Origin of the sequence: Olsenella phocaeensis, assembly GCF_048189965.1 — a bacterium.
Lineage (GTDB): Bacteria > Actinomycetota > Coriobacteriia > Coriobacteriales > Atopobiaceae > Olsenella_I > Olsenella_I phocaeensis.
The window spans coordinates 21,609-34,146 of record NZ_DBEZHV010000001.1; the positions used below are offsets into that span (position 1 = coordinate 21,609).

General features: G+C 68.6%; 10 protein-coding genes. 8 read left to right on the plus strand and 2 right to left on the minus strand.

What is annotated here, in order from left to right; all coding sequences use genetic code 11:
• Nucleotides 1-46: 46 nt before the first annotated feature.
• The 6 genes from ACMPH2_RS00105 to ACMPH2_RS00130 all read left to right on the plus strand — a co-directional run bounded on the left by ACMPH2_RS00105 (nucleotide 47) and on the right by ACMPH2_RS00130 (nucleotide 9,842).
• On the plus strand, nucleotides 47-304 hold the full coding sequence (locus ACMPH2_RS00105) for a NifU family protein (protein WP_062531400.1): 258 nt from the start codon (nucleotides 47-49) through the stop codon (nucleotides 302-304).
• An 82-nt stretch (nucleotides 305-386) separates the two neighbouring features.
• Entirely contained in the window at nucleotides 387-1,211 is an 825-nt protein-coding gene (gene lgt / locus ACMPH2_RS00110) for a prolipoprotein diacylglyceryl transferase (protein ID WP_303133216.1), read from the plus strand.
• 251 nt (nucleotides 1,212-1,462) lie between these two features.
• Nucleotides 1,463-6,760, plus strand: a complete 5,298-nt coding sequence (locus ACMPH2_RS00115) for a DUF4430 domain-containing protein (RefSeq protein ID WP_417118293.1) — start codon at nucleotides 1,463-1,465, stop codon at nucleotides 6,758-6,760.
• Nucleotides 6,761-6,762: 2 nt separating this feature from the next.
• Nucleotides 6,763-7,473, plus strand: coding sequence for a DUF4430 domain-containing protein (locus ACMPH2_RS00120; RefSeq protein WP_417118294.1), 711 nt, complete (start codon nucleotides 6,763-6,765; stop codon nucleotides 7,471-7,473).
• A 3-nt stretch (nucleotides 7,474-7,476) separates the two neighbouring features.
• The gene (locus tag ACMPH2_RS00125; RefSeq protein WP_072500009.1) at nucleotides 7,477-8,412 is read left to right on the plus strand and encodes an energy-coupling factor transporter transmembrane component T family protein; all 936 of its coding nucleotides are present in this window, start codon (nucleotides 7,477-7,479) and stop codon (nucleotides 8,410-8,412) included.
• A complete protein-coding gene (locus ACMPH2_RS00130; protein ID WP_072500008.1) occupies nucleotides 8,412-9,842 on the plus strand; it encodes an ABC transporter ATP-binding protein in 1,431 nt (476 codons plus the stop codon). Before ACMPH2_RS00125 ends, ACMPH2_RS00130 begins: the two co-directional genes overlap by 1 nt.
• A 286-nt stretch (nucleotides 9,843-10,128) precedes the next feature.
• On the opposite strand, the gene ACMPH2_RS00135 is transcribed toward ACMPH2_RS00130, so the two are convergent.
• Nucleotides 10,129-10,542, minus strand: a complete 414-nt coding sequence (locus tag ACMPH2_RS00135) for a hypothetical protein (protein ID WP_417118295.1) — start codon at nucleotides 10,540-10,542, stop codon at nucleotides 10,129-10,131.
• A gap of 133 nt (nucleotides 10,543-10,675) precedes the next feature.
• Here ACMPH2_RS00135 and ACMPH2_RS00140 point away from each other — a divergent pair, with 133 nt between their 5' ends.
• Both ACMPH2_RS00140 and ACMPH2_RS00145 read left to right on the plus strand, forming a co-directional pair.
• Nucleotides 10,676-11,392: an ECF transporter S component gene (locus ACMPH2_RS00140; RefSeq protein WP_129583168.1), complete on the plus strand. Its 717-nt coding sequence runs from the start codon at nucleotides 10,676-10,678 to the stop codon at nucleotides 11,390-11,392.
• A 103-nt stretch (nucleotides 11,393-11,495) separates the two neighbouring features.
• Nucleotides 11,496-12,302, plus strand: a complete 807-nt coding sequence (locus tag ACMPH2_RS00145) for an SGNH/GDSL hydrolase family protein (protein WP_234946877.1) — start codon at nucleotides 11,496-11,498, stop codon at nucleotides 12,300-12,302.
• A gap of 96 nt (nucleotides 12,303-12,398) precedes the next feature.
• Here the strand turns inward: ACMPH2_RS00145 and ACMPH2_RS09725 are convergent, their stop codons facing one another.
• The gene (locus ACMPH2_RS09725; protein WP_471752462.1) at nucleotides 12,399-12,521 is read right to left on the minus strand and encodes a hypothetical protein; all 123 of its coding nucleotides are present in this window, start codon (nucleotides 12,519-12,521) and stop codon (nucleotides 12,399-12,401) included.
• Nucleotides 12,522-12,538: the final 17 nt, after the last annotated feature.

Sequence of the window (12,538 nt, forward strand, 5' to 3'; positions counted from 1 at the left end):
AATGGAATCGATGTGGTGGGAATTGCCGCACGAGGAGAGGAAGAGCATGGCAGACGAGCAGAGGACCCCGGTCAACCGCGAGCTCCTGGACGCGACCCTGGGCGTCATCCGCCAGAGCCTCCAGGCCGATGGGGGCGACGTGGTGCTGGTCAACGTCAACGACGAGGGCGTCGTGACCCTCGAGATGCAGGGCGCCTGCGCGGGCTGCCCGCTCTCGAGCTACGACATGAGCGAGGGCATCGAGCGCATCCTCAAGGAGCACGTGCCCGGCGTCACCAAGGTCGAGCCCGCCATGGCGTGGTAGCACCTGCAGGAACTTTCGACGCTGCGGTCCCGGGAGGGGCCGCAGCAGTTTTTTGCCCCGTGGGCAGGCGAGAGGAGCCTTCATGTGGCTTGATGCCATCTACCAGGGACTGAACCCCATCGCGTTCACGCTGGGCCCGCTCTCGGTCCGCTGGTACGGGCTGGCCTACTTCGCGGGCTTCGTCTGCGCTGGCGTCGCCATCTGGAAGGTGTCCAGGCGCTGGGGCATAGAGTTCAGCCTGGACGACCTGACGGAGGTCATGGTGGGCATCGCCCTCGGGGTCATCCTGGGCGGTCGCCTCGGCTACGTGCTCTTCTACGGGGACGGCTTCTACCTGGCCAACCCGCTCAAGATCCTTGCCCTCTCCGAGGGCGGGATGAGCTTCCACGGGGGGCTCGTCGGCGCGGTGCTGGGAGGCTCGCTCGCCTGTCGCAGGCTGCACCTCTCCATCCCCACGGTCGCGGACCTCGCGGTCATCGGCGCACCCCTGGGGCTCTTCTTCGGCCGCTGCGCCAACTTCGTGAACGGGGAGCTCTGGGGCAAGGAGACGAGCCTGCCCTGGGGCGTCATGTTCTGGAACAACGGCGGTGGCCACGTGTACCGCCACCCCTCCCAGCTCTACGAGGCCCTGCTCGAGGGCGTCGTGATGTTCTGCGTCCTCTATGTGCTCTCGCGTCGCAGCCCGGTACGTCCCCAGGGGACCTTCCTGGGAACCTTCCTCGCGCTCTATGGCTGCTTCCGCTTCCTCGTGGAGTTCGTGCGCCTTCCCGACGCCCAGCTGGGCTACCTCCTGGGGACGGGTTGGCTCACCATGGGTCAGTGCCTCTCGCTTCCCCTGGTCGTGCTGGGGGTGGGGGTCCTCGTCTGGTCGCGCAGGGCGGCACGCCCGCAGCGGGGCAGGTCGTAGGGTCTGCCGAGGCCCCTTGCCCGGCCTCGGGACGGCATCCCAGCTGCTAGAATGATGCCCAACTGAAAAGACACCGAGGGCACGGTCCTACAGCTGCAAAGCCTAGGAAAAAGGATTCCGGTTCGACTCCGGACCAGCGGGAACTGTGTTCCAGGGAGAGGCGCGCCATGCGTGCGCGCCGTCTGGCGGGCGCGTGCGGCGCCTCCATCCTGCCTGCCCTCTTCGTGCCCTTTGGGGCGAGAGGAGCGGGAATGCGCTTTCCCACACCGGTCAAGCTGGCCCAAGGCGGCCTTGCGGTCGTGCTCTCTCTCGGCCTGGCGCTGGGCGGCGTCCCCGCCCAGGCCTGGGCCGAGGTGGCATCCGATGGGGGAGGGGCGGCCGCCGCCGAGGCCGTGGCCCAGCCAGGCCTCGAGTCGGATGGCGCCCCAACGTCAGGGCCGTCGGACAAGGGCGGCGCCCAGGCCCAGGAGCATCTGGACCAGTTCCTGAGGGACACCCGAATTATCTCCGGCGGGGGCGACGCCGTCCAGAAGTCTGCCGACGGACTGAGCTACGACATCGGCTACAAGACGAAGAACGGTAGCCCGAACACCTCCCTCAACTTCCGTCCCCTGGTCAACGACAAGACGTATTCCTACGCGCTGACCGTCGAGCAGAACGCCTACGTCAGCGCGAGCAGGGGCATCACGAGCGGCAGGTTCAACATCGTCGGGCGTCCCGTCGGCGGCGACGCAACCGTAGCGCTCACCATACGGGCCTACGCGCCCGGCACGAGCGCTTCCGCCATGGAGGACGGGAACGCCAGGGAGCTGGCGCACGCCACGGTCACCCTCGTGCTCGAGCCCGGTCCCACGACCTACCAGGTCGACCTTTCCCCCGTAGACGCTAAGACGGGCAAGAGGGTCGACGCGACCGCGGTCAAGGTCAACGAGGGCAACTCTTGGGGTAGCTCGGTCCGTCCCAACGACCAGGGGCTCTACGAGCTCGACTCCACCAAGACCTACTACGTGAAGGTGACGGCCGACGGCTACGAGGACTACGAGGACGGCAGCTTCAGGCCTGCCGGCAACGGCTCCGCGGGCATCAAGCTGAATCCCCTCGCCTTCGTGGACCTCTCCTTCAGGGCGGTCGACGCAACGGGCGCCCAGATCAAGGGTGCGAAGGTCGTCGTGAGGAAGGGCGGCTACTCCGGTCAGGTCCTCTCTCCCCAGCCCGACGGCAGCTATCGCGTCGTCGTCGGGCAGAAGCTGCAGGTCAGCGCATCTGCCGACCACTACGGTCAGGCAACGAGGACCCTTTCCGTCACGGAGGGCATGGCCGCGTCGCAGGACGTCCAGCTGAAGCTCAGCGAGGTGGTCGTGAGCTTCGTCGGCATCGACGCCGACGGCAGCGTTGACGCCGGCGCGAAGGTCACCGTGACCCATGTCGAGGAGGACCCCTACGGAGAGGACGAGGACGAGACGGTGACCGACCGGCCGGGAGCCGACGGCCGCTACGCGCTTGCGCTCTCGGACGGCCCCTACGCCGTCACCATCACGGGCTCCGACGGCTACAAGGCGCGCACGACCTACGAGCCGGACGGCAGCAAGGCCGAGGACCTCGTCCGCCTCAAGCTCTATGACGACCCCAACCAGGCCAGGGTGGACGCCCTGGCGAGGGCCCTGGATGACGCGCTTGGCGCACTCAGGCCGTGCTACCGCAAGGACAAGAACGCCAACGAGCTCGTGCGCAGCCTGCTCGCGGAGAAGCTGGGCAAGCCCGCCCTCGAGGGAGTCACGGTCTCCGTCGCCTCGACGGCAGACCCCCAGCGCGTCGCGGCCGACGGAAGCATCGGCTACCGGAGGTCGTCCCTCGACGGCAGCTTCCACAACCCCAACGTAAGCTGCAGCTTCGCCTTCGCGGCGGACGACTGCACGGCGGTCTCGAAGCCCAAGAGCGTCACCATAGGCTGGGACCAGGATTACTTCCACAGCCAGATGGAGGTCGAGGGACAGGCGCTCGACACGGAGTCCATCCTCGGGGGCAATTCCTCTCTGGATTCAGTGGCCTCCGACCTCGCGCTGCCATCGAGCCTGCAGGCAGACCAGCGCAAGGCGTACTCCAGCGTTCGTTGGTCGAGCTCCGACGAGGCGACGGTCGACACGGCGGGCAAGGTGACCCGCGGTGCCGTGGACAAGAGGGTCACGCTCACGGCGACGCTCGTCCCCAACGACTCAAACCTCAACGCCAACGTCGAGAGGGCGGCGGACTTCGGCAGCGTGACCAAGGTCTTTGAGGTCACGGTCAAGGCCGATCCCGAGAAGGTCGCCTCTGAGTCCGCGCGCCTGCAGTCGGCACTTGACGACAGGTTCGTCTACCCGAACCTGAGCTACTCGAGCGGTGGCCCCATCCCGGCGAATGGGGAGGGCATAGACGCCGACCTGCAGCTTCCCACGACGCGCACCCTGGGCGTGGACGGCAAGCTGGATCGCGTGAGCTACTCCAGCTCCACTGACGCGATTAAGGTGAACGGCTATGCCGCCCGGGTCGTGCGCCCGCTTCCCGGGGAGCAGGAGGGCGAGGCCGAGCTCACCTGCACCATCCAGAGCAGGGAGAATCCCGAGGTGAGGGCCAGCAAGACCCTGCGACTTTCCGTCAAGCCGCTGGACTCCCAAGAGGTCGGCGCCGCCCTCGACCTGATGGCAAGGGTCAAGGCGGGTTACGCGGCCGCCCTCGCGGCCGGGCAGTCGCCGCTCGGCATATCCAAGAACCTCTCCACCTTCCAGAAGGCGTACCTGGACGACTCGGGCGAGCTGCGCTGGGCGCGCAACGTCTCCGAGTCGTCGGCGCACGCGGGCGTCGTTCCCGAGCAGTTCCCCGAGTACGACAGCATGGGCAGCTACGACCAGGCGCGCACCTTCCGCTCGAGCAACACCAAGCTCGTGCTCAACGAGACGCTGCAGCTCGCCTGGAACGCCGACAACAGCACCATGCTCAGCCTATTCAGCCCCCAGCCCACCTACAACCAGGAGGTCACCGTCAGCTCCGTGCTGACGGACGAGCGCTACTCCGAGCTTGCGAGGCTCCGTGGGGACGACCCCGTCTGGGGAGAGAGGCTCCGCTCCCTCGTCTCGCAGCCGGTCTCCGCGCAGCTGAGGGTGCTGGGCACGACCGGCGTCGACGCACCCAGGCCACAGGTCGAGGTCAAGGCATCCGTCATAGGAAGGGATGCCTTCGGAAGCCCCGAGGTCTGGGCGCGTGAGGCCAGCTACGCGCTGGACGAGGGCTCGACTGCAGATGTGCTCACCGAGAGGATGCTCCAGGGGACGGGGCTCGCCCACGAGTCCCAGAACGGCCAGTACGGCTACTACCTCTCGACCATCAGCTCGCCTGACGGGAGCCGCAGGCTCAGCTACGACCAGGCCTCCGGCAGGTATTGGCAGCTCTTCGTGAACGGCGTCGCCGCCGACGAGGGGGCGGGCGGAATCACGTTGAAGAAGGGTGATTCCATCGTCTGGTGCTACTCGGCCTACGGTGACAAGCTGCCCGAGGACGACAAGAGGATGGTCACGGCCAAGGTCCGGGTCGTGGGGCCTGGCGCGGGGGGCGCAGACGTCAGTTGGGTCTCTTCCCGCGAGCTGGCTGTGCCCGAGGGAACCACGGCGGCTCAGCTCTCCAAGCAGGTGCTGAACGACGCCGGCTTCGACGTGGACGATGGCATCTACACCATCTCCGCCCGCTCGGGGCAGACGCTTCCCAACGGGACATCGCAGCTTGGAGCAGTCCAGGGACAGGACGGCGGCTGGAGCTGGTGGCAGTTCTTTGTCAACGGCGAGATGTCGAAGGAATACGCGTCCAACTACGTCCTGGGCCCAGGAGACGAGATCGTCTGGGCGTACGGAACGGAGAAGAGGGAGTACCCAAAGAACGACGTCACCGTCGATCCTGGCCTCAGCCTCCCGGACTGGCCATCCGAATGGCCGGGCTTCAGGGGCGAGGGCGAAAAGGGGTCCACTTCCGCGGCAACCCCCGTCGAAGGCGGCGAGGCGCAGTGGACCTTTGCTCCGAGTGCGGGCGAGGGGGCGCCAAGCGATCCCGTCCTTGCGGGCGGTAGGGTCTTCGTCGCGAGGGGAGACGTCCTCTATGCGCTTGATGCCACCACGGGGAAGGAGCTTGGCAGTGCCCAACTCCTCACCTCGGTCGACTCCACGGCACGCCTGGTGTACGACGGCGGTCTCGTAGTCGTTCCTCTGCACGGTGGGCGCCTTCAGGCCGTCGCGGCAGACAGCCTGAAGACCAAGTGGGCGATAAAGGACGCCCTCCCCGAGTCCAACGGCCTGCCCCAGCAGTCGCTGAGCACCCTGACGGTGCAGGGCGGCTACCTGTACTACGGCACTGCCGCAGCGGACGCCGGTGGCGGTTCGCAGGGCGGCTACTTCCTCTGCGTGAGCCTGCGGGACGGTAGCATTCGCTGGAGGAGGGAGAACTCCCAGACGGGCTTCTACTGGTCGGGCGTCACGCTCGTCGGAGGTCGTGCCATAGTCGCGGATGACTCCGGTGCCGTTCGCGTCCTCGACGCATCGGACGGCAGGGAGCTGGGGACCCTCGACCTGGGGGAGTCATCTCGCGCCGGCGTCGTTGCTTCCCCCGACGGCAAGGTCATCTTCGTGGTCACCAGGGACGGAGTGCTTCACCGCCTCGCCCTGGGTGCAAGCGGCGAACTTCGCGAGGAGGACCGGGTCAGGTTCAGCGACTACAGCACCTCGACGCCCACGCTCGTGGGCGGGAGGCTCTACGTGGGTGGCAGGAGGCTCCTGAACGGAAGGTATGCGGGGGGCATCTACGAGATAGATGCCTCGTCGATGAGGGTCGTCTCCAAGGCCGAGGTCCTGAAGTCTGGTGCGGCGCTTCCCGGAGAGGTCAAGTCCAGCCCTCTGGTCCGCACGGGCGAGGACGGGACCTACGTCTACTTCACTTGCAACGCGCGACCGGGAGGCGTCTACCTCTTCAGGGCCGGTGACTCCGGGGCGACGCTCCTGTACCAGCCCGAGGCTGGCCAGCGGCAGTTCGGCATCACCTCGGTGGTCGCGGGCGCCGACGGCAGCCTCTACTACGGAAACGACTCGGGAGCCCTCTTCAAGCTCGTGCCCGGTTCCCAGCCCGAGCAGCCGGACCCCAAGGGCGAGCAGCCTGATCCCAAGGGCGCGCAATCGGACCCGAAGGACGGACAGTCCCAGGGCGTCGGCCAGTCCAAGGGCGCGGGCACGCCAGGCGGCGGACGAAGTGCTGGCGGTAAGGGGACCCCGACGCCGGGCGTCGGCTCCAGGCAGAGCTCCAACGCCAGTGCGCCTGGCAGCCAAGCCACGAAGTCATCGGCTCCAGGCACAGGGTCCACATCCGCCTCGAACACCGGGGAAGGCTCACCGTCAGATCACGCCGATGCGGAGGCAGAGGTCGGACAGGCAGCCATGCGTCGCCCGCCCGCCTGGCCTGTCGTGGGCATGGTAGGCGGTGCGGTAGTCCTGCTCCTCTGCCTCGCCTGGCGCAGGCGTGAGGTAGGGGAGGAATAGGCATGGGCGGGCGCAACCAGAAAATCCTGCGCGCCATCCTGTCGGCTCTCGCGGTCCTCGTCATCGCCTTCTGCGCATGGTCGATGTCCCAGTACGCCAGGGGAGAGGATCCGCTCGCATCGCTGCCGGGCGCCCCTTCCCTCTCGCTCTCCACCACGCGGGAGGCGTCTGACGCCGCTTCCGATGGCAAGGGGTCAGAGACAAGCTCTGGGGGCGATTCGAAGGAGGGTTCCACCACCCCGTCGAAGGAGCAGTCCTCCTCCGGTTCCGCAGACGAGAAGGCCGACGATTCCGAGGACACCAGGCCCTCCGATGCGAGGAGCGAGGCATCGGGTGGGTCCGGAGGCCAGGGCCATGTATCGGGGGGAGGAGACCTCGCCTCGAGTGCAGGCGTCTCGGAATCGTCTGACGGCTCAGCCGATTCCGACGATGGGCTCATCTCCGTCACGGTCTTGGTCAACGGGAGCTCCTCGACGGCGCACGTGAGCGAGGGCTCCACGGCCTATGGCGCTCTCTGCTCCGTGGCGTCGGTCCAGTCCGGGCCGAATCCCTATGGCTCGGGCAGCTGGGTCTACGTCATCAACGGCGTGGGGAGCACGGACATGTCCGGTGGACACGGCTGGGTCTACTCGGTCGATGGCGTGAGCCCCAGCGTCATGAGTGACGAGTATGGCGTGTCAGACGGCTCCGTCGTGAGCTGGAGCTACGTCTAGACCATGCACGTCCATGGCACATACGAGCTCTTCTCTGACCGCCACCCACTGGTCCCCCTTGTCTGCCTCGTGCCGACGCTGCTCATGGCCATGCTCGTGCTCCAGCCGGTCTACGTGGGCATCTCCTTGGGCGGGGGCCTGCTTCTGGCATCCCTCGTCCTTGGCCCCTCGGCCATCCTGGCCCGCTTGCGCTGGCAGCTGCCGTTCCTCGCCCTCATCGTGCTCCTCAACCCGATCTTCGTCCGGACGGGGTCGACCGTCCTGCTCGAGCTGGGGCCTCTCTCGCCCACGCTCGAGTCCCTCTCGTATGGCCTCTGCATGGGCGGGATGCTCCTCTCGACCCTCCTGTGGTTCGAGTGCTGCGCGCGCATCGTGGACGGGGACCGCCTCCGCGAGGTCTGGGGAGGCCGGCTTCCCAGCCTGGCGCTCGTCGTCTCGATGGTGTTCCAGCTGCTCCCCCGACTGCTGCGCCGTGCGGAGCTGACTGAGGGGGTGCTCGCCTCCTGCACCGCCGCGGAAGGGGAGGGGGCCAGCGCGGGCGACGCGACTGGCCACGGGGGTGGGGAGCGCTTCGGCACGACTCGATGGAACCTGCCCGTCCGGCGTAGAATCCGCTCCCTGGGAATCGTCCTGAGCTGGGCGCTCGAGGACTCCCTCGAGCGTGCCGATTCGATGCGTGCGCGGGGCTGGGCCGCGTCGCCCCGCCGCAGCCACTACCGGCGCATCATCCTGCGTCCCTCGGACGTGGCTGCGATCACGGCACTCGTGCTGCTGGGGCTGCTCAACGCCCCTCTTGCCTCCGTCGCCCTCGCGCAGTGGAGGTTCTATCCCCAGATGCCCACCCTCGTGGCATGGTGGGGCTACCTGCCCTTTGCGCTGCAGGTCCTGGTCCCCAGCCTCGCGCTGCTTGCTGAGCGACTTTCCTGGAGGGGGCGCTGATGCCTACGGCCCTTCGCATGAGTCACGTCCGCTTCGCCTACCCCGACCCGCCTGACGCGCGCGATGGGTCGGCCCCCGTCCTCGAGGACGTCTCCCTCGAGCTCGAGGAAGGGGACTTCGCCGTGCTCGTGGGCGCCACGGGAAGTGGCAAGACCACCCTGCTGAGGCTCGCCAAGCCCCAGATCTCGCCCACGGGACGGCTCGCGGGCGAGCTCGAGGTCGCGGGAAGGCCCGTCGGCCTGCTCGCCGAGGACCCCGCCCTCAGTGCGGCCCTCGTGGGATACGTGTTCCAGGACCCCCAGGCGCAGCTCGTCTGCGACGGCGTCATGCAGGAGCTGTCCTTCGGGCTCGAGAACCTGGCCGTCCCCCAGGAGGAGCTGCGACGCCGCATAGCCGAGACGAGCTACTTCCTGGGCATGGGCCCCTGGCTCCACGCGCGGTGCGCGGAGCTCTCGGGGGGGCAGCTCCAGGTGCTCGCCCTCGCGTCCGTCCTGGCGATGCGGCCCCGGCTCCTTCTGCTGGACGAGCCGACGGCGATGCTCGACCCCGTGAGCGGGGGGGAGTTCGTCTCGCTGCTCAGGAAGGCGAACCGCGAGCTGGGCATCACGGTCCTGGTGGCGACGCACGCCCCGAGGACCTTCGCGGACTCTGCCACCAGGGCGCTCTCACTGGAGGGGGGACGCGTGAGGGAGCTTCCGCTCGAGGAGCTGGGCAAGCGACGGGAGCTGGGGCTGCTCGACCGGTCGCGCCGACGTGGGCCCAACCCTGCGGAGAGCCGCCTCTCCCTGCGCGACCTATGGTTCCGCCATGCGCGCGACGCGGACTGGGTCCTGCGCGGGCTCGACCTCTCGCTCGCGCGGGGGGAGTGCCGCGCCCTGGTGGGCGCCAACGGCTGCGGCAAGTCGACGCTTCTCTCGCTCGCCGCCGGCACCCTGCGTCCCCAGAGGGGCAGGGTGCGTAAGGCGCGTGGCGTCACGCAGGCCCTGCTGTCCCAGAGCCCCAAGGCCCTCCTCTCGCTTCCTAGCGTGCGAGAGGAGCTCATGGAGTGGTCCTCCCGATGCGGCTACGCGGGTGGGGACGTCGAGCTCGTACTGTCCGAGCTTGGCCTGGGCACGTCGCTCCTGGAACGGCACCCCTACGACCTCTCGGGTGGCCAGCAACAGCTCGTCGCGCTGGCAAAGCTGCTGCTGACCCGGCCAGACCTCCTGCTTCTGGACGAGCCGAGCAAGGGGTTGGACCTCGCGGCGCGCCGGAGCCTGGGCGGGGCGATCGCTGTCGCGTGCGAGCGCGGGACGACGGTGCTGCTTGCTACCCATGACCTCGGGCTCGTGCGCGAGCTCGCAGACACGGTTAGCCTGCTCTTTGACGGGCAGGTCGCGGTCACCGAGCCCAGCCGGGAGTTCTTCGAGAACTCCCGGCTTTGGCGCTAGGCCTTGTACGGTTCGGCTACGACGCGGGGCTTGGCTTTGGCTCGGCCCTGCCTTGGGCGGTGAGAGCGCGCCGCGTACCGAATGTTGGTGTCAGAGGGCATGCATGCCGCGGGAGGTGCGAAGTGGGTGGTTTTTCTCCCCAAAAACGGGCGAAACCACCCACTTCTCGCGTGCGGCGTCGGATGAACCACCCACATCGGCCCTCTTGCGGCAACGTTACCCGCGGCAGCGTCGTCGGCGACACTTGGCGGCTGACGAGGCGTGCGCCTCCCGGGGGAGAGGTCCGCTACTCGAAGCTGAGGAAGGCCTCCTCGTCCACCTCGTCTTCGTAGTAGGCCTCGTCGTCGTGGCCGCGTTCCCCGTCCGCGTCGTTCGAGACCCAGCTATAGGCCTCGGCGTCGTCACTTCCGGCGGGCAGGACCGAGCTGATGAGCGAGAGCCCGTCCACGGAGGGGACCACCTTGGTCCATTGGGCGATGAGCGCCTCGGAGGGGGCGGCCTCAAGCTCGACGAGCGAGTCGAGGTTGATGCGCGCCGCGCCCTCGAGGAGGTCCGAGCCCTCGTGCAGCTCCTGCAGGGCGTGGGCGATCTTGGTGAGGGCCTCCTCGGGGTCCGCCGCCTCTACCAGCGCGGGCATGAGGCAGTAGTTCTCGGCGGGGTCCGTCTGGTCGCTGTAGCTGAAGTTGCCAAGGTAGAGCATGGTCTTCTCCCCTCGTCGAGGACTCCTTTGCTCCACTCTAGACCACTTGCCCGCGTCAGCCCGCCCTGTCGGCCGGACGGTCCCGCGAAGGCGACGGGTGCTATTCTGGACGAATCGAGGAGGGGAGGCGCGCATGGCCGGCACGGAAGGGATGGTGGCCCGGCCCGTCCGGGCCAGGGCGCTTTCCGCGTTGGAGCCCCTCTCGCTCGCGGCGGTGCCCCTTGCCATGGCGGCCTGCGCGATCCTGGGGGTCGAGGCGAGCGCGGGGCTCACCATGCTCGTCCTCGTGCTCTGCCTGACGCTCTTCCTCGCGGGCTACGAGGCCTCGCGCCCGACGCTCCGCCAGCTCGTGCCGACGGCGGTGCTCGCGGCGACCGCAGCGGCGGGGCGGGTGCTCTTCGCCCCCTTCCCGGACGTGAAGCCCGTCAGCGCCATCGCCATCGTCGCAGGCGCGGCCCTGGGCAGGAGGGAGGGTTTCATGGTGGGGGCCCTTGCCGCCCTCGCCTCCAACGCCTTCTTCGGCCAGGGGGCGTGGACTCCCTGGCAGATGTACGCGTGGGGCCTCGTCGGCTACCTTGCCGGGGCGCTCTTCGAGCGCGGCATGCTCGGTCGGCGCGGGGCGCTCTACGCCTTCGGCTTCGCGTCGGCGCTGCTCTATGGCCTCCTGCTCAATGGCTGGTACGTCCTGGGATTCGTGCGACCCCTGACCTGGGAGGGGACGCTCGCCGCCTTCGCGGCGGGGCTCCCGCTCGACCTCGTGCACGGGGCGTCCACGGTCGCGTTCCTGCTCGCCGTCTGGCTTCCCTGGGGCAGGTCAATCCGCAGGGTGGTGGCGAAGTATGGGCTCTAGCTCCTCGGGCCGCACCTCCGGAAGGGGGCCGTCCGCACCCAGGCACGCGAGGCGGCCGGAACCGCGTCGGAGGGGACGCCGGACGGCGCTTACAGTCACGGCCGTGCTCGTCGCGGCGCTGCTCGCGCTGGCTGTCCCTTTCCTCGCTGCTCGCCTGATACCGGCTGGCACCCAGGAGGCGAGCGACGGGGGAACTGGTCTCTCCGCCTCGCCGTCCGACACGCAGTCCCAGCCTTCCGCCGCAGGCTCCACTTCCGAGCCCGTCTCGCCCCTCGCTGCCATGCTCGCCAGGGGAGAGCTGCGCTCCATCCGCCTGGTCGGGGACTCCATAACCGCCGGCTACCTCTGCGACGGCTGGGAGGCGCCGTCCGACACCGGGGTCGTCGTGTACCAGGGACAGCAGGGCAGCTACGAGGAGGTGGCGACCACCGTGGGCTGCTGGGCCAACGACTTCAGGGCCTGGGCGGGCGAGAGGGGCGTCTCGTTCGTGAACGCGGGCGTCAGCGGCTTCAGGATGCAGTTCCTGGCGGAGGAGCCCGACGCGTGGCTGGGTGACGGCGCCGACGTGGTCGTGGTCATGCTGGGCACGAACGACGCCGCGAAGGAGCCCCTGGAGGACTTCCGCGCCTACGCCCGCGAGGCGCTGTCCGCCGCGGCGGAGCGCTGCCGCCTGCTCGTGGTGGTCTCGCCGCCCGCCAACGAGCGCACCGATGCGTACAACCGCTATGGCATGGACCAGGTGGACGCGATACTTGCCGAGCTCTGCCAGGAGGAGGGCTACCTGCACGTCTCGCTCCTCGACGCCCTGGAGCTGGGCACCGACGACCTCAACCCCGACCAGGTACATCCCACCAGCTCGGGCTCCCACAAGCTCTGGGCTGCGCTCTCGGCGCAGCTGGGCATTGGCTAGTCGCAGATGCAGCGCTCCTCTATGAAGACGGCTGGGCCTCGTGTAACAAATGTTACGAGGCCCAGCCGAGCTAACGTCCTGTGGGAGCCCTGCCCCCTACGCCATGATCTTGCGGAAGAGCCCCTTGACCGCCTCGTGGTCGGCCTCGCGGGGGTTGCCGGGGTAGCAGGCGTCGGCGAGCGCGTCGTCGGCGAGCCGGTCCAGGTCCTCCTCGACCAGGCCGTCGCAGGTCTTGG